Annotated in this window: 19 protein-coding genes; 12 read left to right on the forward strand and 7 right to left on the reverse strand. The window is 72.2% G+C overall.

What is annotated here, in order from left to right:
- Positions 1–69: 69 nt before the first annotated feature.
- On the forward strand, positions 70–1,128 hold the full coding sequence (locus tag D1J60_RS02785) for a LacI family DNA-binding transcriptional regulator (RefSeq protein ID WP_125819990.1): 1,059 nt from the start codon (positions 70–72) through the stop codon (positions 1,126–1,128).
- 86 nt (positions 1,129–1,214) lie between these two features.
- On the opposite strand, the gene yjfF is transcribed toward D1J60_RS02785, so the two are convergent.
- From yjfF to D1J60_RS02805, 4 genes are all read right to left on the reverse strand, one after another.
- Positions 1,215–2,237 carry a galactofuranose ABC transporter, permease protein YjfF gene (yjfF, locus tag D1J60_RS02790; RefSeq protein ID WP_125599159.1) on the reverse strand — a complete coding sequence of 341 codons (1,023 nt, stop codon included), beginning with the start codon at positions 2,235–2,237 and terminating at the stop codon, positions 1,215–1,217.
- On the reverse strand, positions 2,234–3,331 hold the full coding sequence (locus tag D1J60_RS02795) for an ABC transporter permease (protein WP_125819991.1): 1,098 nt from the start codon (positions 3,329–3,331) through the stop codon (positions 2,234–2,236). Before D1J60_RS02795 ends, yjfF begins: the two co-directional genes overlap by 4 nt.
- Positions 3,328–4,887 carry a sugar ABC transporter ATP-binding protein gene (locus D1J60_RS02800; protein ID WP_125819992.1) on the reverse strand — a complete coding sequence of 520 codons (1,560 nt, stop codon included), beginning with the start codon at positions 4,885–4,887 and terminating at the stop codon, positions 3,328–3,330. Before D1J60_RS02800 ends, D1J60_RS02795 begins: the two co-directional genes overlap by 4 nt.
- 119 nt (positions 4,888–5,006) lie before the next feature.
- Positions 5,007–6,017, reverse strand: coding sequence for an ABC transporter substrate-binding protein (locus D1J60_RS02805; protein ID WP_125599168.1), 1,011 nt, complete (start codon positions 6,015–6,017; stop codon positions 5,007–5,009).
- A gap of 216 nt (positions 6,018–6,233) precedes the next feature.
- Here D1J60_RS02805 and araB point away from each other — a divergent pair, with 216 nt between their 5' ends.
- The 3 genes from araB to D1J60_RS02820 all read left to right on the forward strand — a co-directional run bounded on the left by araB (position 6,234) and on the right by D1J60_RS02820 (position 11,554).
- Positions 6,234–7,928 (forward strand): ribulokinase, encoded by a 1,695-nt coding sequence (gene araB / locus D1J60_RS02810; protein WP_125819993.1) that lies wholly within the window; start codon positions 6,234–6,236, stop codon positions 7,926–7,928.
- A 78-nt stretch (positions 7,929–8,006) separates the two neighbouring features.
- Entirely contained in the window at positions 8,007–9,518 is a 1,512-nt protein-coding gene (gene araA / locus D1J60_RS02815; protein ID WP_125819994.1) for an L-arabinose isomerase, read from the forward strand.
- A gap of 299 nt (positions 9,519–9,817) precedes the next feature.
- On the forward strand, positions 9,818–11,554 hold the full coding sequence (locus D1J60_RS02820) for a glycoside hydrolase family 6 protein (protein WP_125819995.1): 1,737 nt from the start codon (positions 9,818–9,820) through the stop codon (positions 11,552–11,554).
- Positions 11,555–11,669: 115 nt separating this feature from the next.
- On the opposite strand, the gene D1J60_RS02825 is transcribed toward D1J60_RS02820, so the two are convergent.
- Entirely contained in the window at positions 11,670–12,734 is a 1,065-nt protein-coding gene (locus D1J60_RS02825) for a LacI family DNA-binding transcriptional regulator (RefSeq protein WP_125823825.1), read from the reverse strand.
- Positions 12,735–13,058: 324 nt separating this feature from the next.
- On the opposite strand from D1J60_RS02825, the gene D1J60_RS02830 reads away from it, so the two are divergent.
- The 4 genes from D1J60_RS02830 to D1J60_RS02845 are packed head-to-tail and all read left to right on the forward strand — an operon-like array spanning position 13,059 to position 17,858.
- Positions 13,059–14,405 (forward strand): ABC transporter substrate-binding protein, encoded by a 1,347-nt coding sequence (locus D1J60_RS02830; RefSeq protein WP_125819996.1) that lies wholly within the window; start codon positions 13,059–13,061, stop codon positions 14,403–14,405.
- 49 nt (positions 14,406–14,454) lie between these two features.
- Positions 14,455–15,471, forward strand: coding sequence for a sugar ABC transporter permease (locus tag D1J60_RS02835; RefSeq protein ID WP_125819997.1), 1,017 nt, complete (start codon positions 14,455–14,457; stop codon positions 15,469–15,471).
- Positions 15,472–15,475: 4 nt separating this feature from the next.
- Positions 15,476–16,369: a carbohydrate ABC transporter permease gene (locus D1J60_RS02840; RefSeq protein WP_125819998.1), complete on the forward strand. Its 894-nt coding sequence runs from the start codon at positions 15,476–15,478 to the stop codon at positions 16,367–16,369.
- 46 nt (positions 16,370–16,415) lie between these two features.
- Positions 16,416–17,858 (forward strand): GH1 family beta-glucosidase, encoded by a 1,443-nt coding sequence (locus tag D1J60_RS02845; protein WP_125819999.1) that lies wholly within the window; start codon positions 16,416–16,418, stop codon positions 17,856–17,858.
- Here the strand turns inward: D1J60_RS02845 and D1J60_RS02850 are convergent.
- On the reverse strand, positions 17,855–19,072 hold the full coding sequence (locus D1J60_RS02850; RefSeq protein WP_125820000.1) for an ROK family protein: 1,218 nt from the start codon (positions 19,070–19,072) through the stop codon (positions 17,855–17,857). The genes D1J60_RS02845 and D1J60_RS02850 overlap by 4 nt on opposite strands.
- Positions 19,069–20,517: a xylulokinase gene (xylB, locus tag D1J60_RS02855; protein ID WP_125820001.1), complete on the reverse strand. Its 1,449-nt coding sequence runs from the start codon at positions 20,515–20,517 to the stop codon at positions 19,069–19,071. The genes D1J60_RS02850 and xylB overlap by 4 nt, the downstream gene beginning before the upstream one ends.
- 93 nt (positions 20,518–20,610) lie before the next feature.
- Here xylB and xylA point away from each other — a divergent pair, with 93 nt between their 5' ends.
- The 4 genes from xylA to mmsB all read left to right on the forward strand — a co-directional run bounded on the left by xylA (position 20,611) and on the right by mmsB (position 25,903).
- Positions 20,611–21,783 (forward strand): xylose isomerase, encoded by a 1,173-nt coding sequence (gene xylA / locus D1J60_RS02860; RefSeq protein ID WP_125820002.1) that lies wholly within the window; start codon positions 20,611–20,613, stop codon positions 21,781–21,783.
- Positions 21,784–21,973: 190 nt separating this feature from the next.
- Positions 21,974–23,047, forward strand: a complete 1,074-nt coding sequence (chvE, locus tag D1J60_RS02865; protein ID WP_206436619.1) for a multiple monosaccharide ABC transporter substrate-binding protein — start codon at positions 21,974–21,976, stop codon at positions 23,045–23,047.
- 69 nt (positions 23,048–23,116) lie between these two features.
- Positions 23,117–24,664, forward strand: coding sequence for a multiple monosaccharide ABC transporter ATP-binding protein (mmsA, locus tag D1J60_RS02870; protein ID WP_125820004.1), 1,548 nt, complete (start codon positions 23,117–23,119; stop codon positions 24,662–24,664).
- A gap of 3 nt (positions 24,665–24,667) precedes the next feature.
- Positions 24,668–25,903 (forward strand): multiple monosaccharide ABC transporter permease, encoded by a 1,236-nt coding sequence (gene mmsB / locus D1J60_RS02875; RefSeq protein WP_241253113.1) that lies wholly within the window; start codon positions 24,668–24,670, stop codon positions 25,901–25,903.
- Positions 25,904–25,905: the final 2 nt, after the last annotated feature.

Genomic DNA, 25,905 nt, shown 5'->3' on the forward strand with positions numbered 1-25,905 from the left:
CCCCGCCGACCGCCTCCCGGCCGGTTCGGTACCGTGGGGGAAGGCCGCTCGGTGAGGAAAGGAAGAGAGTTGACCCAGCTCCCGGACGTCTCGCGAGCGCCCACTATGACGGACGTCGCGCGCGTCGCAGGCGTGTCCCACCAGACCGTTTCGCGGGTGCTCAGCGACCACCCGAACGTCAGCGCCAAGACCCGGGCCGCGGTGACCCAGGTCATCGAGCAGCTGGGCTACCGCCGCAACTCGGCGGCCCGGGCCCTGGCCACGCGCCGCACCCACACGCTGGGCGTCATCGCGGTGAACACCACGCTGCACGGGCCGGCCAGCACCGTGGCGGGGGTCCAGGAGGCGGCTCGCGACCGCGGCTACCTGACGTCCGCCGTCACGCTGCGGACGGCCACGCAGACGGCCCTCGCCGAGGCCATGCAGCACCTCGCCGGGTGGGGGGTGGAGGGGATCGTCGCCGTCACTCCGCAGCGCGCGGCGGTCAGGGCCCTCGCGGCCTTGGACGCGCCGTGCCCGGTGGTCACCGTGGAAGGCGGCCACACCCTGGCCCTGCCCGGGGTGTCGCTGGACCAGAACCTCGGCGCCCGCATGATCACGGAACATCTCCTCGCCTCGGGCCACGCCACCGTGTGGCACGTCGCGGGCCCCTCCGACTGGCTCGAGAGCGAGGCCCGCACGCAGGGGTGGGAGGACGCGCTGCGGGACGCGGGTGCCGAGGTGCCGCCCCTGCTGCGCGGCGACTGGAGCCCCCTGTCGGGATACCAGGCCGGCCAGCAGCTCGCGGGGCGGGTCCGGGCGTCACGGGCAGGGGGAGCGGGCCTCACGGCGGTGTTCGTGGCCAACGACCAGATGGCCCTCGGCGTCCTGCGCGCCCTGCGGGAAGCCGGACTGCGCACGCCCGAGGACGTGGCGGTCGCCGGGTTCGACGACATCCCCGAGGCGGAGTTCTTCCCGCCCCCGCTGACGACGATCCGGCAGGACTTCGCCTCGCTCGGCCGCGACAGCATCGGACTGCTCCTGGACCACATCGAGGGCCGGGCCGACGAGCCGACGCACCTCGTGGTGGCGCCCGAGCTCATCGTGCGCGCCAGCACCGCCCGCAGGATCTCCCTGCCGGGGTCGTGAAGGACCGCCGTCCGGAGCCCCCACGGCCCCGGACGGCGGATGAGGTCGCGGCCCGGCCCCTTCCGGGCACGGTCCGCGGAGCGGAGTCAGCGCGCGGTGGGCCGGCGGCCGCCGATCAGGCGTTGCAGCACGATGAACACGAGCAGCAGGGCGCCGATGACGATCCGGGTCCACCAGGAGCTGAGGGTGCCCTGGAAGTTGAGCAGCGTCTGGATCATGCCGAGGACCAGTACGCCGAGAGCGGTGCCCAGGACGAAGCCGGATCCTCCGGTCAGCAACGTGCCGCCGATCACGGTGGCGGCGATCGCGTCGAGTTCCATGCCCATGGCGTGCAGGGCGTAGCCGGAGAGCGTGTAGAAGGTCAGCAGCAGGCCGCCGAGAGCGGAGCACAGGCCGCTGACGCCGTACACGGCGATCTTGGTGGTGCCCGTCGGCAGGCCCATCAGGCGGGCGGAGGACTCGTTGCCGCCCAGCGCGTACACGTTGCGGCCGAAGCGCGTGTGGTGCAGGACGACGAAGGCGGTCACCAGCACGGCCAGCGCGATCAGGACGGGGATCGAGACGAACAGTCCGCCCGGTCCGTAGAGCCTGGTCTGGGCGACTGACGCGGTGACGGGATCGGTGATCGTGACGGACTCGGTGCTGATCGTGTAGCAGAGCCCCCGGGCGAGGAACATGCCCGCCAGGGTGACGATGAACGGCTGGATCTCGAAGGTGTGGATGATCCAGCCCATGAGCGCCCCGCTCCCGGCGCCGGCCAGGAGGACCAGGGGGATCACGGCGGCCAGGGGCCAGCCGTGCGACTCGACCAGCCAGGCGGTGGTCATGGTGGAGAGCGCCACCATGGAGCCGATGGACAGGTCGATGCCCCCGGTGAGGATGACGAAGGTCGCGCCGACCGCGACGACCAGCAGGAACCCGTTGTCGATCAGCAGGTTCAGCACGACCTGCGCGGAGAGGAACCCCTCGTAGAGCGCGGATCCGACGCCGAACACGACGACCAGCAGGACCGCGGTGACGACCAGGGGGATACGGGTCCGGGTGCGCGGCGAAAGGGTCGCGAAGGGGCGGGCCGTTCGCGCGGCGGCGTTCACGGTGCCGGTACTCATGCGCGTGCCTCCTGCTCCTGCGGGGTGGGGCCCGCCGCGGCGGGGAACCGGGGAGTGGTCGCCCGGCGGCGGACCAGCTTGGCCCGGAAGACCGGGGACTGCACGAGGCAGACGATGACGACCACGAAGGCCTTGAAGACGAGGGTGGTCTCGGGAGGGACCCCGAGGGTGTAGACGGTGGTGGACAGGGTCTGGATGATCAGGGCGCCCAGGACCGTCCCGCCGAGGGAGAAGCGCCCTCCGGTCAGGGCGGTGCCGCCGACCACGACGGCGAGGATCGCGTCGAGTTCGATCCACAGGCCGGCGTTGTTGCCGTCGGCGCTGGAGACGTTCGAGCTGATCATCAGCCCGGCGACGGCTGCGCACAGGGCGCTGAAGACGTACACCAGGGCGAGCAGACCGCCGGCCCGGATCCCCACCAGCCGGCTGGCGGTGGGGTTGCCGCCGACGGACTCGATCAGCATGCCGAGGGCACTGCGGCGGGTGACGAAGGCGGTGAGCCCGACGAGGACGGCCGCCAGCAGGACGGCGAACGGGAGGAGCAGCCAGTAGCCGCCCCCGATCATCTTGTAGGGGGCGCTGGTCACGGTGATGATCTGGCCGTCGGTGATCAGCTGGGCGACGCCGCGGCCCGCGACCATGAGGATCAGGGTGGCCACGATGGGCTGTACTCCCAGACCGGACACCAGCAGTCCGTTGGCCAGGCCCAGGACGAGGGCGACCGCGAGGGCGAGGGCGACGGCCGTGAGCGTGGTCGCGACGCTGCCGGGACGCGCCGCGCCGGAGAGGTGTGCGCAGGCGAGCGCGCCGGCGATGGCGACGGTGGAACCGACCGAGAGGTCGATGCCCCGGGTGGCGATGACGAGCGTCATGCCGAGCGCCACGAGGACGAGGGGCGCGCCGAAGCGCAGGATGTCGACGAGGCTGCCGTAGAGGTGGCCGTCACGCACCCGGACCGAGAGGAAGTCGTGGTGGAACGCGAGGTTCCCGAGGAGCAGGGCGAGCAGGACGAGCGCGGGCCACAGCAGGCGGTGGCCGGCCGCGCGCCGCGCGATGCCGCGGGCCGCCCCGGATGTGGCGGGCTGGGGGGTCATGAGTCCGTTCCGGTGGCGATGGTCGTCAGGAGGCGTTCGGGCGTGACGGAGTCGTCGTTGGCGAGGGTGGCCACCATGCGGTGGTCGCGGAGGACGGCGATGCGGTGGCTCAGGCGCAGGACCTCTTCGAGTTCCGCCGAGACGAACAGCACGGCGGTGCCTTCGTCGGCCAGGCGGGCCACGAGTTTCTGGATCTCGGCCTTGGCCCCGATGTCGATGCCCCGGGTGGGTTCGTCGAGGATCAGGAACCGGGGCTCGGTGAGCAGCCAGCGCGCGAGGAGGACCTTCTGCTGGTTGCCTCCGCTGAGGTGGCGTACCTGTGCTTCGGGGTCGGCGGGGCGGATGTCGAGGGCTTCGATCCAGTGCCGTGCCAGCTCGTCCTGTTTCGCGCGGGTCAGCGGCCTGGTCCAGCCGCGGGCGGCCTGCAGGGCGAGGACGATGTTCTCGCGGACCGTGAGCTCGCCCACCAGCCCCTCCGACTTGCGGTTCTCGGAGCAGAAGGCGATGCCCCGGGCGATGGCGTGCCGGGGGCTGCGCAGCGGCACCTTCCTGCCCTCGATGCTCACCTCTCCGGCGTCCGCGCCGTCCGCGCCGAACAGCAGGCGCGCCGCTTCGGTGCGGCCGGAGCCCAGCAGGCCGGCGAGTCCGATGACCTCGCCGGCGTGGACGTCGAGGTCGTAGGGTTCGATCGAGCCCGTACGGGTCAGCCGTCGGGCCCGGAGGAACGGCTCGCGGGCCGCCCGTTCGGGCCCTGGTCCGTGGGCGCGGCCCGACAGCTGGTCGAGGGTGGCCAGCTCTCCGCCGATCATGCGCTGGACGAGCGTCACCGGGGTGAGCTCGCCGATGGGGTACTCGCCTTCCAGGCGGCCGCCCCGCAGGACGGTGACGCGGTCGCAGAGGTCGAACACCTGGTCCAGGAAGTGCGTGACGAACAGGACGGCCACCCCGCGGTCCCGCAGGCGCCGCACCAGCCCGAAGAGCTGGGCCACCTCCTCGCGGTCCAGGCTGGAGGTGGGTTCGTCCAGCACGAGGACCTTCGCCGAGACGTCCACCGCCCGGACGATGGCGACCAGTTGCTGCACCGCCAGGGAGTGCGCGCCGAGCGGAGAGGTGACGTCGAGGTCGAGCTCCAGTTCCGTCAACAGCCGGGCCGCCCGTCGCCGCATCGCGGACCAGTGGACGAGGCCGAACCGGCGCGGTTCGCGCCCGATGAGGATGTTCTCGGCGACCGAGAGGTTGGGGCAGAGGTTGACCTCCTGGTAGACGGTGCTGATTCCGGCGCGCTGCGCCTGGAGGGGGTCCGTGAACGTGTGGGGCCGGCCGTCGACGAGGACGGTGCCGCCGTCGGCGGGGTGGACACCGGTGAGCACCTTGATCAGGGTGGACTTCCCGGCGCCGTTCTCGCCCATCAGGGCGTGCACCTCGCCGGGGAAGAGCCGCAGGGCGACTTCGTCGAGGGCGAGTACGCCCGGGAACCGCTTGCGGATGCCGTGGGCTTCCAGGACCGGCCGCGGGCCGCCGGTTCCCGTGGGCGGCTGCGTGGACGGAGATGTCATGCGCCCTCCTCTCGTGTGGGGGTGGAGCGGGCTCGGTCGCCGGGCCTCGCGGGCCGGCGGGCCCGGGAGGGGACGGCCGGGACCGCCGGGACAGCGGCCGCGGCGGGGAGCGCCGTGGGTCAGTAGTTCCGGGACGGCAGCGCGGCCGCGGCCTTGTCCTGGGGGAACACGCCCTCCTGGGTTTCGACCCGGGCGGGCACGCTCTCGCCCGCGACGACCTTCTTGGCCAGGTCCATCAGCTGGTCGCCGAGGAGCGGGTTGCACTCCACCACGACGTTGATCTTGCCCTCGGTCATCGCGACGAAGGCGTCCTTGATCCCGTCCACCGAGATCACCTTGATGTCCGTACCGGGCTTCTTGCCGGACTCCTCGATGGCCTGGATGGCGCCGAGGGCCATGTCGTCGTTGTGGGCGTACAGGACGTCGATGTCCTTCTGGGACTTCAGGAACGCCTGCATGACCTCCTTGCCCTTGGCGCGCGTGAAGTCGCCCGACTGGGAGGCGGCGATCTTGAACCTGCCGTCGGCCCGGATGGCCTCGGCGAAGCCGGCCTTGCGGTCGTTGGCGGGTGCGGAGCCCGTGGTGCCCTGGAGTTCGACGATGTTGACCGGGCCCTGCTGGTTGGCGTACGCGGCGGTCAGCCACTCCCCCGCCGACCTGCCCTCCTTGACGAAGTCCGAGCCCAGGAAGGTCTTGTAGAGGGAGGTGTCCTTGGTGTCCACGGCGCGGTCGGTCAGGATGACGGGGATGCCCGCGTCCTTGGCCTCCTTCAGCACCGTGTCCCAGCCGGACTCCACGACCGGGGAGAAGGCGATCACGTCGACCTTCTGCTGGATGAACGTGCGGATCGCCTTGATCTGGTTCTCCTGCTTCTGCTGCGCGTCGGAGAACTTGAGTTCGATCCCGGCCTTCTTGGCCGCCTCCTGGACGGACTTGGTGTTGGCGGTACGCCAGCCGCTCTCGGCTCCGACCTGGGCGAAGCCCATGGTGATCCTGCCGCCGGAACCCGCTTTGCCCCCGGAGGCCGGGCCCGGGGCGGGAGCGGCGGCGGGGCCCTGGGTCGAGCAGGCGGTCAGCGCCGAGGAGGCGAGGAGTGCGGCGGTGAGGACGTGGACTGCTCTGCGAGCCATGACGGGTGTCCTTTCGGGGAAGGGGAGCCGTCGCATTGTGAGCGCTAACAAGTGCGGTTCTCAACCCTCTTGCGACACGTTACCGCTCTGTTATCGCGCCGGATGCGAGGTCGAGCGACTCATCCTGCGATCTGGGCGCACCCTCTTGCCCCTCGGCATTGTTAGCGCTCACACTGCATGGCGTCCGGCACCACCACTCCTTCGGAAGGCACTCAGTTGACGTCACCCCACCTCCTCACGCCCACCCCCCGTTCCGGGGAACCGGAGCGGTACACGGTCGGTGTCGACTTCGGCACCCTGTCGGGCCGCGCCGTGGTGGTGCGGATTCGCGACGGGCAGGAGCTGGCGGCGGCGGTCCACACCTACCGGCACGGCGTCATGGACCGGTACCTGCCGCACGGCGGTGCGCAACTGCCACCGGACTGGGCCCTGCAACACCCCGAGGACTGGCGCGACGTCCTGCGCCGCGCCGTCCCGGCGGCCGTGGCGGCGGCCGGAGTCGATCCGGCCGCGGTGATCGGCATCGCCACCGACTTCACCGCCTGCACCGTCCTGCCCACCCTGGCCGACGGGACCCCCCTCGCCGAGACGGAGCTCGCCGGACGGCCGCACGCGTGGCCCAAGCTGTGGAAACACCACGCGGCCCAGCCGTACGCCGATCGCATCAACGAACTCGCCCACGCCCGCGGGGAGAAGTGGATCGCCCGCTACGGCGGCCGGATCTCCGCGGAGTGGCAGTTCGCCAAGGCCCTCCAGGTCCTGGAGGAGGATCCGCTCGTGTACGACACCTGCGCGCGGTGGATCGAGGCCGCCGACTGGATCGTGTGGCAGCTCACCGGAACCGAGTCCCGCAACGCCTGCACCGCCGGCTACAAGGGAATCCACCAGGACGGTGCCTACCCGAGCGAGGAGTACCTGGCCGGGCTGAACCCCCGGTTCGCCGACTTCGCCCGCACCCGCCTCGCGTTCCCGCTCTCCGCGCTCGGCTCACGCGTGGGCGGGCTCAGCACCGGGGCGGCCGCCTGGACCGGGCTGCGCCCCGGGATCGCCGTGGCCGCGGGCAACGTCGACGCCCATGTCACCGCGGCCGCGGCCCAGGCCGTGGAGGACGGCCAACTGCTCGCCATCATGGGCACCTCCACCTGCCACGTCGTCAACGCGCCCGTCCTCGCCGACGTCCCCGGCATCTGCGGCGTCGTGAACGGCGGCGTCGTCGAGGGGGCCTACGGCTACGAGGCCGGGCAGAGCGCGGTGGGTGACATCTTCGCCTGGGTGCTGGACCAGGGCCTCCCACCGGACTACCTCGCCGAAGCGGCCGAGCGCGACGAGGACCTGCACACCCTGCTGACCCGGAAGGCCGCCTGCCAGCCGGTCGGCGGCCACGGGCTGGTCGCCCTCGACTGGCTGGGCGGAAACCGGTCGGTCCTCGTCGACCACCACCTCTCCGGAGTCATCGCGGGCCTGACCCTCGCCACCCGCCCGGAGGACGTCTACCGCGCGCTGCTCGAAGCCACCGCGTTCGGCACCCGCGTCATCGTGGAGGCCCTGGAGACGGGCGGCGTACCGGTGCGCGAGTTCATCGTCGCGGGCGGACTGGCCAGGAACGGACTGCTGATGCAGATCTACTCCGACGTGCTGCGCCGCCCCGTCTCCCTGGCCGGGTCGGACCAGGCCCCCGCCCTGGGGGCGGCCATCCACGCCGCCGTGGCCGCGGGCGCGTACAGCGACGTACGGACGGCCGGCGCCGCCATGGGCCGCCGGCTGCCGGCCGTCTACACGCCGGACGCCTCCCGGGCCGATGCCTACGACACCCTCTTCGCCGAATACCGGCTCCTGCACGACCGCTTCTCCGCCGACGGCCAGCTGCACCGCCTGCGGCGCATCCGCGACACGACCCGCACGGCGAACTGATCCGCGCCGCCCTCCCTCCGCCCCCCTCCCCGCCCGCCCGCTCCGACGCGCCGCGGGACGTCACCTCCAGGAGTCCATGTGCCCAGCCGAACGTCTCCCGCCCAGGAAATCTGGTTCCTCACCGGCAGCCAGCACCTGTACGGGGAGGAGACGCTGAAACAGGTCGCCGAACAGTCGCGGCACCTGGCCGCCGCGCTGGACGACACCTCCACCATCCCCGCACGCGTCGTGTGGAAGCCGGTGCTCACCGACGCCGACGCCATCCGCCGCCTGTGCCTCGACGCGAACGCCGACGACCGGTGCACCGGGCTCATCGCCTGGATGCACACCTTCTCGCCGGCGAAGATGTGGATCGCCGGACTGGACGCGCTGCGCAAGCCGCTGCTGCACCTGCACACCCAGTCGAACGTGGCCCTGCCCTGGGACACCATCGACATGGACTTCATGAACCTCAACCAGGCCGCCCACGGGGACCGCGAGTTCGGGCACGTCCAGACCCGCCTCGGCGTGCCCCGCAGGACCGTGGCCGGACACGTCACGGACCCGGTGACCACCGCACGGGTCGCCATCTGGGCGCGGGCGGCCGCCGCGCGCTGCGAACTGGCCACCCTCAAGGTCGCCCGGTTCGGCGACAACATGCGCGACGTGGCCGTCACCGAGGGGGACAAGGTGGAGGCCCAGCTGCGCCTCGGCGTCTCCGTCAACACCTACGCCGTCAACGACCTGGTGGAGGCCGTCGACCACGCGCCGGAGAGCGAGGTGGCCTCGCTCGTCGAGGAGTACGCGGACCTGTACGACCTGGCGCCGGAGCTTCGCCGGGGAGGCGGGCGGCACGAGTCGCTGCGCTACGCGGCCCGCATCGAAGCCGGCCTGCGCACCTTCCTCGAAACGGGCGGCTTCCGGGCCTTCACCACCAACTTCGAGGACCTCGGCGGACTGCGCCAGCTGCCCGGCCTCGCGGTCCAGCGGCTCATGGCCCAGGGGTACGGCTTCGGAGGCGAGGGCGACTGGAAGACCGCCGTCCTGCTGCGCGCCCTCAAGGCGGCCGCCGACGGCCTCCCCGGCGGTACCTCCTTCATGGAGGACTACACCTACGACATGACACCGGGCAACGAGCTCATCCTGGGCGCGCACATGCTGGAAGTGTGCCCCACCCTCTCGACCGCCAGGCCCCGCTGCGAGATCCACCCCCTCGGCATCGGCGGGCGGGAGGACCCGGTCCGGCTGGTGTTCGACTCCGCCCCCGGGCCGGCCGTGGTGGCCGGCCTCGCCGACCTCGGCGACCGGTTCCGCCTGGTGGCCAACGACGTCGACGTCGTGGCGCCCCCGCACCCGCTGCCCGCCCTGCCCGTCGCCCGCGCGGTCTGGCGGCCCCGCCCGGACCTGCGGACCTCCACCGAGTCCTGGCTGACGGCCGGCGGACCCCACCACACCGTCCTCAGCACCGCCCTGACCTCCGCCCACCTCGAGGACCTCGCGGACATGCTCCGCCTGGAGCTGCTCCTCATCGACGAGAGCACCACCGCCCAGCGCTTCCGGCGCGAGCTGCGCTGGAGCCAGGCGTACCACCGGCTGGCAGCGGGGTTCTGAACCGGGGGGCGGGGTTCTGAGCCGGGGGGGGAGGAGCCGGGGAATTCCGGAGCGAAAGGCTTTCGATCCTCCCCCCACCTTGACGCCGCTGGGCGCCGTCCGCACAGTGGGAGCGCTCCCACTGTTCACGGCTCGTGCACGGTCCCGCCCTGCCACGGCCCGGACGGCGCTCCGCCCGCGGACATGCTCCGCGGCCGTGCCGTGGCCCGGTTCCGACGCCCGTGCCCTCCCCGTACGACGGAACGCCCCCCAGCGGCGCCAGGCCCCGCCTGCGCCCGATCTGAAAGGCACCCCGCGAAATGAGCCGCATCATCCCCCGCACCGCGTTACTGGCGGCCCTCGGCCTCGTCACGGCCGCGGGCGCCACAGCCACCGTCTTCGGCACCCCCGCCGGCGCCGCCTCCGCCGGCTGCAAGGTCGAGTACCAGATCACGAACCAGTGGAACACCGGGTTCGGCGCCCAGGTGGTCGTCACCAACACCGGTGACCCCGTCACCGCCTGGACCCTGGAGTGGACCTACGCGAACGGCCAGCAGGTCACCCAGGGCTGGAACGCCGCGATCACCCAGTCGGGGGCGGCCGTGACGGCCAAGAGCCTCTCGTACAACGGGTCGCTGGCCACCGGCGGTTCGACGTCCTTCGGGTTCAACGGCTCCCACACCGGCACGAACGCCGTGCCCGCGACGTTCAAGCTCAACGGCGTCACCTGCAACGGCACCACCGACCCGACCCAGCCCCCCACCACTCCCCCGACGACCCCGCCCACGACGCCTCCGCCCTCGGGCGGCAAGGCCGACAACCCCTACGCCGGCGCCAAGGTGTACGTGAATCCGGAATGGTCCGCCAAGGCGGCCGCCGAGCCGGGGGGCACGAGGGTGTCGAACCAGCCCACCGCCGTCTGGCTGGACCGCATCGCCCTCGTCACGGGCACCAGCGGCAAGATGGGCCTGCGCGACCACCTCGACGCGGCCCTGGCGCAGAAGGGCAGCGGTGAACTCGTCGTCCAGCTGGTGGTCTACGACCTGCCCGGACGGGACTGCTCCGCGCTCGCCTCCAACGGGGAGCTGGGCCCGACCGAGATCGACAGGTACAAGACGCAGTTCATCGACCCGATCGCCGCGATCCTCGCCGATCCCAAGTACGCCGGTCTGCGGATCGTCACCGCCGTCGAGATCGACTCGCTGCCGAACCTCGTCACCAACGTCTCGGGCCGCCCGACGGCCACCCCGGCCTGCGACGTGATGAAGGCCAACGGCAACTACGTCAAGGGCGTCGGCTACGCGCTCAACAAGCTGGGCTCGATCGCCAACGTCTACAACTACGTGGACGCCGGCCACCACGGCTGGCTCGGCTGGGACGACAACTTCACCGCCTCCGCGGAGATGTTCAAGCAGGCCGCGACCGCCGAGGGCTCCACCCTCTCCAAGGTGCACGGCTTCATCGTGAACACGGCCAACTTCAGCGCGCTGAAGGAGGACCACTTCTCGATCGACGACTCGGTGGGCGGCACCTCCGTACGCCAGTCGAAGTGGGTCGACTGGAACCGCTACACCGACGAGCTGTCCTACGCGCAGGCCATGCGGGCCAAGGCGGTCTCGCTCGGCTTCGACGCCGGCGTCGGCATGCTCGTCGACACCTCCCGCAACGGCTGGGGCGGCACGGCCCGCCCGACCGGCCCCGGCGCGACGACCAGCGTGGACTCCTACGTCAACGGCGGCCGCTACGACCGGCGCATCCACCTCGGCAACTGGTGCAACCAGGCGGGAGCCGGGCTGGGCGAACGGCCGCAGGCGGCACCGGCACCCGGCATCGACGCCTATGTGTGGATGAAGCCGCCGGGCGAGTCGGACGGGGCCAGCAAGGAGATCCCGAACAACGAGGGCAAGGGCTTCGACCGGATGTGCGACCCCACCTACACGGGCAACGTCCGCAACGGCAACAGCATGTCGGGCGCCCTCCCGGACGCACCGCTCGCCGGACAGTGGTTCTCCGCCCAGTTCCGGGAACTGATGAAGAACGCCCACCCGGCCCTGTGACGGACCGCCGGTGACGGACCCGCAGCCGTACGGAGCCCCCCGGCCGCCGTACGGCTGCGGCCCGTTCGTGCCCGGGTCCCGGAAGCGACCGCAGCCGGCGCGCGTCCCCCTCCGCTCAGGAGGAGTCCCGCACGATCAGCGCCGTGGGAAGGACGCGGCGCGCCTCCTCCCCCGCCGCCGGGCCGGCTCCCCGCCCCCCGGCGATCTTCCGCAGCAGCAGCCGCGTCATCGTGCGGCCCATCTCCTCGATCGGCTGGCTCACGCTGGTCAGGGGCGGATCCATCAGGCGCGCGCCCACCGAGTCGTCGACGCCGACCAGGGCCACGTCCTCGGGGACCCGCCGGCCGGCCGCGCGCAGCACCCCGCGCGCTCCGGCGGCCATCACGTCGGAGGCGGCGAAGACCGCGTCCAGCCCCGGGGCGCGCTCGAGCAGGGCGCGCATCGCCCGCCGGCCGCCCTCCTCGGTGAAGTCCGCGACCTCCACGAGCGACTCGTCGGGGGCGATCCCGGCCTCGGTGAGGCCCGCGCGGTAGCCCCCGAGGCGGGCGCGGGCCACGTACATGTCGAGCGGGCCGCTGATGGTCGCGATCCGGCCCCGGCCCCGGCCCACCAGGTGGGCGACGGCCGTGCGGCCGGCGCCCACGTTGTCGGAGTCCACGTAGTCGACGGGCTCCGCCTCGGAGCGCCGTCCGTTCATGACGACCGGCAGGCCCAGTCGCGCTATCCGGTCGGGCAGGGGGTCGTCCCCGTGGACGGATGCCAGCAGGACGCCGTCGACCCGCTGGGCGGCCAGGTAGTGTTCGAACCGCCGGCGCTCCGCTTCGGTCCGGACCAGGGTGAGCAGCAACTGCTTGTCCGCCCGAGAGAGTTCGGAACTGACTCCGCGTATGAGGTCCAGGAAGTACGGCTCCGAGAACACCCGGGCCTCGGCCTCCGGGATGACCAGGGCGACCGCGTCGGTGCGGCTGCCGGCGAGCGCCCTGGCCGCCTGGTTGGGCACGTACCCGAGCTCGGCGACCGCGCGGGCGACGGCTTCCCTGGCCTGCTCGCTCACACTCGGCGAGCCGTTGATGACCCGGGACACCGTGCCCCGGCCGACGCCGGCCAGGGCAGCGACCTCCTCCAGGGTGGGCCTGCCGTTCCGCTGTCCGCTCACGCCTCTCGAACTCCCCTCGCGCATGGCACTCCGCGTCGGCCCCGATCCGGTGGAACCGGTGAGCATGCTGTACTCCGCCGCGTCGCGCGGCACACCTTACGCCGAGGAGCACCATGGGAGCGCTCCCACCCTACTCTTGATTGCCTGAACTCGTCACGCACCAATCCCCGTTCGACTCTTGACACTTGAGCCCGCGAGGCAGGAACCTTCCGGCAGCGGCGTGGGAGCGCTCCCATTCCTGAGGGCGCCACGGACGCCGCTTCCGGTCCGCGCGGGCCCTCGCCGAGCCGCGAACGAGCCGCCGGACCCTGGCGCACGACCGGCACCGCCTTGGACGAGGAGAGTGGAATGCGCAGTTCCAGCAGCAGACGTGGCCGCGGCCGCCGCACCGCGCTCGGCACGGCCGTCGCCGTGGCGACCGCCGGGGCCCTGCTCACCGGTTGCGGAGGCGACGGCGGCGGGGACGACCGCGCGGACGCCGGCGGACAGATCACGCTGCGGATCGGGACCTTCGGTTCCTTCGGCTACGACAACGCCACCGGGGCGAAGCTCTACGCCGAATACGAGAAGTCCCATCCCCACATCAAGATCGAGGAATCGAACGTCGCGGACGGCCAGAAGTACTGGGACACCCTCAAGCTCCGCCTCTCCCGCGACAGCGGCCTCGCTGACATCCAGGCCCTGGAGGTGGGATACATCGCCGAGGCGACCGGCCCGGCGATGGCGGACAAGTGGACCGACCTGGGCAAGACCGGCGGCGCGGACCTCGGGGCGTTCCTGGACTGGAAGGTGCAGCAGGCCACCACGGGGAGCGGCAAGGTCATCGGGCTCGGCACGGACATCGGCCCGATGGCCATCTGCTACAACAAGGACTTGTTCGCCCAGGCCAAGCTGCCGACCGAGCGTGCGGAGGTCGCCCGGCTCTGGGCGGGCGACTGGGCGAAGTTCCTGGCGGCCGGGGAGACGTACATGAAGAGCGCCCCCGCCGGGACCGCGTTCCACGACTCCGCCGGCGGGCTGTTCAACGCGGTGATCTCCAGTGAGGCCGTGCAGTACGCCAACACCAGGGGAGAGCTGGACTACGAGAACAGCCCCGGCGTGAAGAAGGCCTGGGACACCGCCGTGGCGGCGGCGCGGGGCGGGCTGACGGCCAAGCTCCGCCAGTTCGACGAGAAGGGCACGTGGAACGCGGCCTTCAAGAACTCCAGGTTCGCCACGGTCGCCTGTCCCAGCTGGATGACGGGCATCATCAAGGAACAGGCGGGCCCGGAGAACCAGGGCAAGTGGGACATCGCCGCGCCGCCCGTGGCCGGGAACTGGGGCGGCTCCTTCCTCGCCGTGCCCAAGGCGGGCAAGCACGTCAAGGAGGCGGCCGAACTCGCCGCCTGGCTCACCGCCCCGGCCCAGCACTCCAAGGTCTTCGGCGTGAACGGCAACATCCCCTCCTCCAAGGACACCCTCGCCTCCCCCGCCGTCCAGGACGCGAAGCTGCCGTACTTCGGGGACACCCCGGTCGGCCGGATCTACTCGCAGGCCGCGGCCGGCATCACGCCCGCCCCGATCAGCCGCTGGGACGGCCAGGTGAAGACCTTCCTCACCGACAACGGGATCCTCGACATCGAGCAGCGCGGCACCGATCCGGCGAAGGCCTGGGAGAACGTCAGGAAGCTGGTGGCCGACAAGATCGACCGGTAGCCCGGCGTCCCTGACAGCACCGCACGCATCCACCTGGAAGGAAGCCCCCGTGGCCACCTCCGTACGGGCGGCGGGCGACGGCTCCGCGCCGCCCGCCGCACCGGCCGGGCGCCGCAGCGCCGGCCCCGGCTCCCCCGGCCCGCGGCCCCCCGGCCGCAGCGGTCGGCGCAGCACCCTCTACCGCCTCGACCTGAAGGCCGTCCCGTACGTCTTCGTCGCCCCCTTCTTCCTCACCTTCGCCGCTTTCGGCCTCTTCCCCCTGATCTACACGGGCTGGCTCTCCCTCCACCGGGTCGAGCTCGGCGGCCAGGCCCGGTGGAAGGGGATGGAGAACTACAGCTCCCTGGCGACCAGCGAGTTCTTCTGGAACGCACTGGCCAACACCTTCACCATGGGTCTGCTCTCGACCGTTCCCCAGCTGCTGATGGCCCTGGGCCTGGCCCACCTGCTCAACTACAGGCTCCGCGGCCGCGGGTTCTTCCGGGTCGCGGTCCTCGCCCCGTACGCCACCTCCATCGCCGCGGCGACGCTCGTCTTCGCCCAGCTCTTCAACACCGACTACGGTCTGATCAACACGGTCCTGGGCGGGGCCGGCTTCGCGCCGGTCGACTGGGAGTCCTCCAAGTGGCCCGCCCAGATCGCGATATCGACGATCGTGACCTGGCGGTGGACGGGCTACAACGCGCTGATCTACCTGGCGGCGATGCAGGCCGTGCCGCAGGACCTGTACGAGGCCGCGGCGCTGGACGGGGCTTCGCGCTGGCGCCAGTTCCTCAGCGTGACCGTCCCTTCCATCCGGCCGACGATCCTCTTCACCGCCGTCGTCTCGACCATCGGCGCCACCCAGCTGTTCGGCGAGCCGCTGCTCTTCGGCGGCAGTCTGGGGATCAGCGGCGGCAGCGGCAACCAGTTCCAGACCCTGAGCCTGCTGATGTACGAGAAGGGCTGGGTGACCGGCGCACTGGGCCAGGCCTCCGCCATCGCCTGGGTCATGCTCCTGCTCCTCCTGCTCATCGGCGGCCTCCGGATCCTGGTCTCCCGGCTGCGCGCGAAGGCGGGGAGCTGAACCCATGACCCGCACACCCGACACCACCGCCTCCCGGGCGCCGCGCGTCAGGCGCCTTCGCCCGTCGGCCGGCCGTCAGCACCACGCGGGCCCGCTGGCCTACGTCCTTCTGGGCCTCGCCGCCCTGGTCTCCCTCTTCCCCCTCTACTGGAACCTCGTCGCCGCCTCCCACACGGGCGAGCGGGTGGTCAAGGCGCCGGCGCCGCTGCTGCCGGGACCCCGGCTGCTCGACAACCTCTCCTTCGCCTGGAACCAGGTCGACATGGGCGAGGCGCTGGTCAACACGACGATCGTGGCCGGGCTGGTGGCCCTGTCCACCGTCCTGTTCTCCACGCTGGCCGGATTCGCCTTCGCCAAACTGCCGTTCAAGGGCCGCAGCGCCCTGCTGGCCCTGGTCGTGGCCACCATGACGATCCCGCCGCAGCTCAGCGTGATCCCGCTCTACCAGATCGTCACGGACCTCGGCTGGGTGGACCAGCTCCAGTCGGTCGTCCTGCCTTCGCTGGTGGCCGCCTTCGGCGTGTTCTTCATGCGCCAGTACCTGCTCGAGGCCCTCCCCGTGGAGCTCGTGGAGGCGGCCAGGATGGACGGGGCGCACAGCCTCCGCATCATCTGGCACGTGGTGTTCCCCGTGGCGCGGCCGGCGATGGCGGTCCTCGGGATGCTCGTCTTCGTCCAGGCCTGGAACGACTTCTTCTGGCCGTTCATCGCGCTGACCCCCGACGGCAACCCGACCCTTCAGGTCGCCCTGGCCGGCCTCGGAGCGGGCAACCACACGGTCGACCAGGCCGTCGTGCTGACCGGCGCGCTCATCTCCACGGTGCCCCTGCTGCTGGTCTTCGCCGTCCTCGGCAAGCACATCGTGGGCGGCATCACCGCCGGCGCCGTCAAGAACTGACGGCGTCCGACGACTCCATCCGAACCCGCGTTGGGAGCACTCTCCGATGACCGTGCCCGAGACCCGGCCACTCACCGCCACCCGCACCTTCCCGTCCGGCTTCCTGTGGGGCACGGCCACCGCCGCGTACCAGATCGAGGGCGCCGCCCGTGAGGACGGCCGCACCCCGTCCATCTGGGACACCTTCTCGCACACCCCCGGCAAGGTCTTCGAAGGCCATACCGGTGACGTGGCCGTGGACCACTACCACCGGTTCGCCGAGGACGTCCGCCTCATGTCCGAACTCGGCCTGGGGGCCTACCGGTTCTCCGTCTCCTGGTCCCGCGTCCAGCCGACCGGCCGGGGGCCCGCCGTCCAGAAGGGCCTGGACTTCTACCGCCGGCTGGTCGACGAGCTGCTCGCCGCGGGCATCGAGCCGGCGCTCACGCTCTACCACTGGGACCTGCCCCAGGACCTGGAGGACGCGGGGGGCTGGCCGGAACGCGTGACCGCCGAGCGGTTCGCCGCGTACGCGGGCCTCGTGGCCGACGCTCTCGGAGACCGGGTGAAGCGCTGGACGACGCTCAACGAGCCCTGGTGCAGCGCGTTCCTCGGCTACGGCTCCGGCGTGCACGCCCCGGGACGGACCGATCCGGTCGCCGCCCTGCGCGCGGCCCACCACCTCAACCTCGGCCACGGCCTCGCCGCGCAGGCCCTGCGGGCCTCGCTGCCCGGCGGCGCCCAGCTCTCGGTCTCCCTCAACCTCCACGCGGTCCGCCCCCTGAACCCCTGCGCGCAGGACCGGGAGGCGGCCCGCCGCATCGACGCCGTCGGCAACCGGATCTGGCTGGGGCCGATGCTGGAGGGCGCGTACCCCCGGGACCTGTTCGCGGACACCGCGCACCTGACCGACTGGTCGTTCGTCCGGGACGGCGACGCCGCGACGATCCACCAGCCGCTGGACCTCCTGGCCCTGAACTACTACACCCCGACGGTCGTCTCGCACGTCGCGCCGGGGGCCGGGCGACCGCAGGACGACGGCCACGGCGACAGCGAGCACTCGCCCTGGCCCGGCGCGGACGACGTGGCGTTCCACCGTGCTCCGGGTGAACGCACCGCGATGGGCTGGCCGGTCGACCCCGACGCGCTCCACGGCCTCATCGCCCGCACCGCCGCCCGCTACCCCGGCCTGCCGCTCGTCATCAGCGAGAACGGCGCGGCGTACGAGGACGAGGTCGGACCCGACGGCACGGTGCACGACCCGCGGCGCGCCGCGTACGTGCACGCGCACCTGGAGGCCGTGCACCGGGCGATCACGGACGGGGCCGACGTGCGCGGCTACTTCCTCTGGTCGCTGCTGGACAACTTCGAGTGGTCCTACGGCTACGCGAAGCGCTTCGGCGCCGTCCACGTCGACTACGAGACCCTGGAGCGCACGCCCAAATCGAGCGCGCTCTGGTACTCCCGCGTGGCCCGGACGGGCCGGCTGCACGCCCCGGGCGGCGCCTAGGCCGGGCGGACGGGCAGGCGGGCGGGGTCGGCGATGATCCGCTGCACGGTCGACCACGCGGCACCCAGTACCGGTCCGCGGCGCCCCAGGGCGGACGGGCGGACCGCCTCGGGGTGCCAAGGCCGGACGGTGACCCGGGCGGCCAGCTCGGAGCGGATCGGAGGCAGGAGCCAGTCGGCGAGTTCGGCGTAGGCACCGCCCAGAACGAGGCCGTCCGGGTCGATCAGGTCCACCGCCGAGACGAGGGCGAGGCCCAGGGCCCGTCCGGCACGGTCCAGTGCGCGCAGGGCCGCCGCGTCCCCGGCGCCCGCCCGCTCGGCCAGCACGGCCACCGGGTCCCCGGCGTCCGCCAGCCCCGCCTCGCGCAGGACGGCCGCTTCGCCCGCGTACTGCTCCAGGCAGCCGCGTGCCCCGCAGGGGCAGGGTGCGCCCCGCGGGTGGACGGGCAGGTGGCCGAGTTCGCCCGCGAAGCCGCGGGCGCCCCGGAACAGCCGGCCGCCGATGACCAGTGCGGCGCCGATTCCGGCCCCGGCGGAGACGTGGACGAAGGTCTCGGCGGGGTCTACTTGCTGCCGCTGCTCGGCGAGGGCTCCGAGGTTGGCCTCGTTCTCCGGCTCGGGCGCGGTGGCGGGGTCGGGCCAGTGGTCGGCGGGCCGGACGTCCTTCCAGCCGAGGTTGGGAGCGTGGGCGACCAGTCCGCCGGGGGTGTTCGGCACCACCCCCGGGACGGCCAGGACGCGGCCCTCGACGCGCAGGCCGAGGGCGGCGGCCTCGGACTCCGCGTCGGCGGCGAGCGCGGCGGCCTCCTCCAGTACCCGTCCGGCCGGCCGGCCCGCGTTGGCCCGCTCCACGCGCCGCCACACCCGGGGTTCGCCGCGCAGGTCGACGACGCAGGCGGCGAGGTGGGTGACGCCGATCTCCAGGCCGAGCCCCGCGGGGCCCCGGTCGTTGAGGGCCAGGGCCCTCCCGGGGCGGCCGACGCGTCCGCTCGGGGCGGTCTCCGTCTCGGTCAGGGCGGCGCGGCCGATCAGCTCGTCGACCAGGGAGGAGACGGCCGGCCTGGTCAGGCCGGTGTGTCCGGCGACGTCCGCCCGGGAGAGCGGCCCGTGCGCGGCGACGGCGCCGAGCACCGCGGCGAGGTTCCGCCGGCGCATCCCCTGCTGTGAGGCGGGGGCGGTCTGTGCGGCCCCGCCCGGCCTGCCGAGCGCGGTCATCGCCCCCGTCCCTCCTGTCGCCCGTCCGGCGGGGCCTCCTGCAGGGCCCGCGCCCGCCGCAGCGTACCGGTGATCCGTTCGAGCGTGTCGTCGTCGCGGGGTACGGGCTCCAGCACCGGGCCCTCCGTGGTCCGCCAGCGCCGGGCGACGGCGTCGGCGGGCTCACCGGTGAGCAGGGCGGCGGCCTGCGCGGCGGCGCCGAGGGCGACGAGTTCCCGGGCCTCGGGTACCCGGACGGCCCGGCCGGACAGCCGCAGGACCGTCCGCTGCCAGGCCCGGCCCGCGGCTCCGCCGCCGATCAGCAGGAGGGGTTCGTCCGCGGCGGGGTCCTCGCCTCCGGCGCGCAGGACGTCGTCCAGGGCCGTGAGCAGGGCGTGGGCGGCGCCGTCGTAGGCGGCCTGGAGCAGTTGGCCGGGCGTCGTGTCGTGGCGCAGCCCGTGGACCAGACCGGAGGCGCCCGGCAGGTCCGGGGTGCGTTCGCCGTCGAGGTAGGGCAGCACCACCACCGTGCCGCCTTCCTCGACGTCCTCGCGGTCGCGGCCGGTGAGGGCGGCGAAGCGGTCGACGGCGAGGGTGCAGTTGAGCGTGCAGGCGAGCGGCAGCCAGCCGCCGAGGGCGTCGGCGAAGCCGGCGACGGTTCCGCCCGGGTCGGCGGGCCGGGTCCGGCCGACGGCGTAGACGGTGCCCGAGGTGCCGAGGCTCAGGACGGGCCGGCCGGGGGTGAGGCCCAGCCCGAGGGCGGCGGCCATGTTGTCGCCGGTGCCGGTGGCCACGGGCACGCCCTCGCGCAGGGGCGTCCCGGCGCGGACGAGGCCGGCCCGGGCGCCGGGCGCGAGGACGTGCGGCAGCAGGGCGCAGTCGAGGCCGATCCGGGCGAGGACCTCCCGGTCGTAGCCGTCGGGGCCCCACCAGCCGGTTCCCGACGCGTCTCCGCGGTCCGTGACGGCCTCGCCGGTGAGCCGCTCCGTCAGGTAGTCGTGGGGGAGCCGGACCGCGGCGACGCGGTCGGCCGCGGCGGGTTCCCGCGCGCGCAGCCAGGCCCATTTGGCGGCGGTGAAGGCGGCGGTCGGGACGCTGCCGGTGCGGCGGGCCAGTTCTGCCGGGCCGAAGGCGGCCGCGAGGGCGGCGGCCTGCGGGGCCGGGCGGACGTCGTTCCACAGCAGGGCGGGGCGCACGGGCCGGCCGGCCGTGTCGAGGGTGACCAGGCCGTGCTGCTGGCCGGCGATCGAGCAGGCGGCGGCCCGGTCCGCCCAGCCGGTGGCGGCCGCGGCCTCGCAGAACGCCCGCCACCACTGTTCGGGGTCGCTCTCGCGTCCGGGGCCCGCGGTCACGGTGTGCGCGGCGCGGCCCTCGCCCAGGACGGCACCGGTCTCCACGTCGACGGCGAGGGCCTTGGTGGACTGGGTCGAGCTGTCGACACCGATCACGACGCGCTGTGCGGGCATGGGGTCCCTCCGGTGGGGTTCCTTCTGGCGTCTCGGCATACTAATTTGTTTTTCGCCCTTACAAATAGACCTCGGCCCGATCCGGAGTGCCTCATGAGCAGCGACCCGCTCGTCCCCACCCCCGCGCACAGGTTCACCTTCGGCCTGTGGACCGTCGGCTGGCAGGGGCGGGACCCCTTCGGCGACGCCACCCGGCCCGTCCTCGACCCGGTCGAGAGCGTGCACCGGCTCGCCGGGCTCGGTGCCTACGGGGTCACGTTCCACGACGACGACCTGATCCCCTTCGGCGCCGGCGAGGCCGCCCGCGAGCAGGCGGTCAAGCGCTTCCGCACCGCCTTGGACACGGCCGGGCTGAAGGTGCCGATGGCCACGACGAACCTCTTCACCCACCCGGTGTTCAAGGACGGCGCGTTCACCGCCAACGACCGCGACGTGCGCCGGTACGCGCTGCGCAAGACGATCCGCAACATCGACCTGGCCGTGGAACTGGGCGCCTCGGTCTACGTCGCCTGGGGCGGCCGCGAGGGCGCGGAGTCCGGGGCGGCCAAGGACGTGCGCGCGGCCCTGGACCGGCTGAAGGAGGCCTTCGACCTGCTGGGCGAGTACGTCCAGGAGCAGGGCTACGACCTGCGCTTCGCGATCGAGCCCAAGCCCAACGAACCGCGCGGGGACATCCTGCTGCCCACCATCGGCCACGCCCTGGCCTTCATCGACAGGCTGGAGCGGCCCGAGCGGGTCGGCCTCAATCCGGAGGTGGGCCACGAGCAGATGGCCGGGCTGAACTTCCCGCACGGCATCGCCCAGGCCCTGTGGCACGGCAAGCTGTTCCACATCGACCTCAACGGCCAGAGCGGGATCAAGTACGACCAGGACCTGCGTTTCGGCGCGGGCGACCTGCGCCAGGCCTTCTGGCTGGTCGACCTGCTGGAGTCGGCGGGTTACGACGGCCCCCGCCACTTCGACTTCAAGCCGCCGCGCACGGAGGACGGCGAGGGCGTCTGGGCCTCGGCGGCCGCCTGCATGCGCACCTACCTGCTGCTGGCGCAGCGTGCCCGCGCCTTCCGCTCGGATCCGGAGGTCCAGGCCGCGCTCACGGCCTCGCGGCTGCCCGAACTCGCCGTCCCCACGGCCGAGGACGGCCTGTCCGGGCTCCTGGCCGACCGGTCCGCCTTCGACGGGTTCGACGCCGACGCGGCCGCCCGCCGCGGCATGGCCTTCGAACAGCTGGACCAGCTAGCGCTCGAACACCTCCTCGGCGCCCGCTGACTCGAGATGTTAGCGCTAACAATCAACGCGTCAAGGGCTTCCAAGACCCTTGACGGTGCTCTTGTGAGCGTTAACACTCAGGATCCGCTCAGCCGTTTCCGGTGGTCCCTGCCGAGGCGTGCTGTGCCGGTCGCGGACCATCACTGGAGGAACTGTGCGGAAGCTTTCAGCGGGCCTCGCCGCCCTGGGCATGACGCTGGCGCTGGCGGCCTGCGGCCAGAGCGCCAACGGAGCGGGCGAGGGGGCGGGCGCCACAGGGGGCGGCCGCGACGCCAAAGGCGGCCTCATCGGCATCGCGATGCCGACCAAGTCGTCGGAGCGCTGGATCAACGACGGCGCCAACATGGTCAGGGAGTTCCAGGCCAAGGGCTACAAGACGGACCTCCAGTACGGCGACAACGTGGTGGAGAACCAGGTCTCCCAGGTGGAGAACATGATCACCAAGGGGGCGAGACTCCTGGTGATCGCCGCCATCGACGGGTCCTCGCTCACCAACGTGCTGCAACGGGCCGCCGACGCCCACGTCCCCGTCATCTCCTACGACCGGCTGATCCGCGGCACCGGCAACGTCGACTACTACGCGACCTTCGACAACCGCAAGGTCGGCGTCCTCCAGGGCGGCTACATCGTCGACAAGCTCGGCCTCAAGGACGGCAAGGGCCCCTTCAACATCGAGCTGTTCGCCGGCTCTCCGGACGACAACAACGCCGCGTTCTTCCACGACGGCGCGATGAGCGTCCTCCAGCCGTACATCGACGACAAGAAGCTGGTCGTACAGAGCGGCCAGACCTCCCTCGCCCAGATCGCCACGCTGCGCTGGGACGGCGGTCTGGCCCAGTCCCGGATGGACAACCTGCTGAGCAAGTCGTACACGGCCGCCCGTGTCGACGCCGTGCTCTCGCCGTACGACGGCATCTCGATCGGCATCATCTCCTCGCTCAAGGGCGTCGGCTACGGCACGCCGGGCAGGCCGCTGCCCGTCGTCACGGGTCAGGACGGCGAGCTGGCCTCCGTGAAGTCGATCATCGCGGGCGAGCAGACCCAGACCGTCTACAAGGACACCCGCCAACTGGCCAAGGCCGCGGTCCAGATGGGCGACGCGCTGCTGACCGGCGGCAAGCCCGAGGTCAACGACACCCGCCAGTACCACAACGGCGTCAAGACCGTCCCGGCGCAGCTGCTCCAGCCGGTCAGCGTCGACAAGGAGAACTACCTCGAGGTCCTGGTGGACAGCGGCCAGTACACGGCGGACCAGCTCAAGTAGCAACCGGCGGTGCGGCGCCCGGGGAAGCCCGCGGGCACCGCACCGCCCCGACGATACGGACGCACAGCCATGGCCCGACCCGTTCTCGACATGCGGTCGATCAGCAAGACGTTCCCCGGTGTCACAGCCCTCTCCGAGGTCAGCCTGACCGTCGCCGCCGGCGAGGTGCACGCCGTCTGCGGTGAGAACGGCGCCGGCAAGTCCACCCTGATGAAGGTGCTCAGCGGGGTGTACCCGCACGGCGCCTACGAGGGCGAGATCTACTTCGAAGGCGCCCCCTGCCGGTTCCGGGACATCCGGGCCAGCGAGCAGCGCGGCATCGTGATCATCCACCAGGAGCTCGCCCTGGTCCCCTACCTGTCCATCGCCGAGAACGTCTTCCTCGGCAACGAGCACGCCACCCGCGGCGTGATCGACTGGCACCGGACCCTGGTCCACACCGCCGACCTGCTCCGGCAGGTCGGGCTCGACGAGAGTCCGCACACCAGGATCGCCGATCTCGGCGTGGGCAAACAGCAGTTGGTCGAGATCGCCAAGGCGCTCGCCAAGAAGGTGAAGCTGCTCATCCTGGACGAGCCGACGGCCGCCCTCAACGACGAGGACAGCCGCAAGCTCCTCGACCTGATCCTCGGACTCAAGTCCCGCGGCATCTCCTGCATCCTCATCTCGCACAAGCTGAACGAGATCGCCCGGGTCGCCGACGCCGTCACCGTACTGCGCGACGGGCGGACCATCGAGACCCTCGCCATCGGCCCCGGGGGCATCTCCGAGGAGCGGATCATCCGTGGCATGGTGGGCCGCGACCTGGAGCACCGCTACCCCGAGCGCACCCCGCGGACGGGCGAGGTCGCCTTCGAGATCGAGGACTGGAGCGTCCGGCATCCGATCGACCACCGGCGCACGGTGGTCGACGGGGTCTCGCTGAACGTCCGGCGAGGTGAGATCGTCGGCATCGCGGGCCTCATGGGCGCCGGCCGCACCGAACTGGCCATGAGCGTCTTCGGCCGCTCCTACGGGCGCTGGACCGGCGGCCGGGTGCGGCTGGACGGCCGCGAGATCCGCACCCGGACGGTGCCGGAGGCGATCGGACACGGCATCGCCTACGTGACCGAGGACCGCAAGCAGCTCGGCCTCGACCTCCACGCCGACATCAGCCGCAACATCTCGCTCAGCGCCCTCGGCAAGGTCTCCCGGCGGGGCTGGGTCGACCGGCACGAGGAGGCGAGGGTCGCCGAATCGTTCCGGCGGTCCATGAACATCAAGGCCCCCTCGGTGTTCGCGCAGACCGGCAAGCTCAGCGGCGGCAACCAGCAGAAGGTCGTCCTCAGCAAATGGATCTTCGCCGAGCCGGAGGTGCTGATCCTCGACGAGCCCACCCGGGGCATCGACATCGGCGCCAAGGCCGAGATCTACACCGTCGTCGCCGAGCTCGCCGCCCAGGGCAAGGCGGTACTCGTCATCTCCTCGGAACTCCCCGAACTCCTGGGCCTGTGCGACCGGATCTACACCATGGCCGCGGGCCGGATCACCGGTGAGGTCAGCCGTGCGGACGCCACCCAGGAATCCCTCATGCGGCTCATGACCATGAGCACGGCATCCCCCGACAAGCAGGTGTGAGGCATGGCGCAGACCCGAACCACCCCGGACGCCACACCCGGCACGCAGGAGAGCGGACGACGGCCTTCGGCCGGTGCCGTACTGGCCCGAGCGCTGCGCGGCAACCTGCGCCAGTACGGGATGCTGCTGGCGCTGGCGCTGATCGTGCTGCTGTTCCAGGTCTGGACGGGCGGCATCCTGCTCCAGCCGCTCAACATCACCAACCTGATCCAGCAGAACGGCTACATCCTCATCCTGGCCATCGGCATGATGATCGTGATCATCGCCGGGCACATCGACCTCTCGGTCGGGTCGCTCGCCGCGTTCGTCGGGGCGGCCGCGGCGGTGATGATGGTCGAGCACAGGACTCCCTGGCCCCTGGCGCTGACGGCCGCGCTGCTGATCGGGGCCCTCGCCGGAGCCTGGCAGGGATTCTGGATCGCCTACCTCGGGGTCCCCTCGTTCATCGTCACGCTGGCCGGAATGCTGCTGTTCCGCGGTGGGACCCAGATCCTCCTCCAGGGCCAGTCGGTGGCGCCGTTCCCCAAGGGTTTCCAGAACATCAGCAGCGGCTTCCTCCCCGAGGTCGGGCCCCACACCGACTACCACAACCTCACCCTCCTGCTGGGCCTCGCGGTGCTGGCCGTCGCGATCCTGCAAGAGGTGCGCGGGCGGCGGCGGGCCGCCTCGTACGGGCTGCGGCCGCTGCCGGCCGGGTTGTTCCTGGTGAAGCTCGGCGCCGTCACCGCGGCCGTCGTGGCCTTCACCCTGCTGCTGGCCAGCTACCACGGAGCGCCGATCGTCCTGCTGCTGCTCGGCGTCCTGCTGGCCGTCTTCGGGTACGTGATGCGCAACTCGGTCCTCGGCCGCCACACCTACGCCATCGGTGGCAACGAGGCCGCGGCGCGGCTGTCCGGGGTGAAGAGCAAGCGGGTCGTCTTCCTGGCCTTCGTGAACATGGGCGTCCTCGCGGCCCTCGCCGGGATGGTGTTCGCCGCGCGGCTCAACGCCGGGACGCCGCAGGCCGGCATCAACTTCGAGTTGGAGGCCATCGCAGCCGCCTTCATCGGCGGCGCCTCCGCGAGCGGCGGTGTGGGTACCGTCCTCGGTGCGCTCACCGGCGGTCTGGTGCTCGGCGTGCTGAACAACGGGATGTCGCTGGTCGGCGTGGGCACCGACTACCAGCAGGTGATCAAGGGCCTGGTCCTGCTGGCGGCCGTCGGGTTCGACGTCTACAACAAGCGCAGGGCCGGAGCCTGACG

The sequence above is a fragment of the Streptomyces sp. W1SF4 genome (assembly GCF_003950035.1).
Taxonomy (GTDB): Bacteria; Actinomycetota; Actinomycetes; order Streptomycetales; family Streptomycetaceae; genus Streptomyces; species Streptomyces racemochromogenes.

What these genes read in the sequence shown, in the direction of transcription:
- D1J60_RS02830 (WP_125819996.1), top strand. Translation starts at nt 13,059, where the DNA reads ATGCGCAGTTCCAGCAGCAGACGTGGCCGCGGCCGCCGCACCGCGCTC.
- mmsA (WP_125820004.1), top strand. Translation starts at nt 23,117, where the DNA reads ATGGCCCGACCCGTTCTCGACATGCGGTCGATCAGCAAGACGTTCCCC.
- D1J60_RS02805 (WP_125599168.1), bottom strand. Translation starts at nt 6,017, where the DNA reads ATGGCTCGCAGAGCAGTCCACGTCCTCACCGCCGCACTCCTCGCCTCC.
- D1J60_RS02825 (WP_125823825.1), bottom strand. Translation starts at nt 12,734, where the DNA reads ATGCGCGAGGGGAGTTCGAGAGGCGTGAGCGGACAGCGGAACGGCAGG.
- D1J60_RS02795 (WP_125819991.1), bottom strand. Translation starts at nt 3,331, where the DNA reads ATGACCCCCCAGCCCGCCACATCCGGGGCGGCCCGCGGCATCGCGCGG.
- mmsB (WP_241253113.1), top strand. Translation starts at nt 24,668, where the DNA reads ATGGCGCAGACCCGAACCACCCCGGACGCCACACCCGGCACGCAGGAG.
- D1J60_RS02820 (WP_125819995.1), top strand. Translation starts at nt 9,818, where the DNA reads ATGAGCCGCATCATCCCCCGCACCGCGTTACTGGCGGCCCTCGGCCTC.
- D1J60_RS02840 (WP_125819998.1), top strand. Translation starts at nt 15,476, where the DNA reads ATGACCCGCACACCCGACACCACCGCCTCCCGGGCGCCGCGCGTCAGG.
- D1J60_RS02850 (WP_125820000.1), bottom strand. Translation starts at nt 19,072, where the DNA reads ATGACCGCGCTCGGCAGGCCGGGCGGGGCCGCACAGACCGCCCCCGCC.
- yjfF (WP_125599159.1), bottom strand. Translation starts at nt 2,237, where the DNA reads ATGAGTACCGGCACCGTGAACGCCGCCGCGCGAACGGCCCGCCCCTTC.
- xylB (WP_125820001.1), bottom strand. Translation starts at nt 20,517, where the DNA reads ATGCCCGCACAGCGCGTCGTGATCGGTGTCGACAGCTCGACCCAGTCC.
- xylA (WP_125820002.1), top strand. Translation starts at nt 20,611, where the DNA reads ATGAGCAGCGACCCGCTCGTCCCCACCCCCGCGCACAGGTTCACCTTC.
- D1J60_RS02845 (WP_125819999.1), top strand. Translation starts at nt 16,416, where the DNA reads ATGACCGTGCCCGAGACCCGGCCACTCACCGCCACCCGCACCTTCCCG.
- chvE (WP_206436619.1), top strand. Translation starts at nt 21,974, where the DNA reads ATGACGCTGGCGCTGGCGGCCTGCGGCCAGAGCGCCAACGGAGCGGGC.
- D1J60_RS02800 (WP_125819992.1), bottom strand. Translation starts at nt 4,887, where the DNA reads ATGACATCTCCGTCCACGCAGCCGCCCACGGGAACCGGCGGCCCGCGG.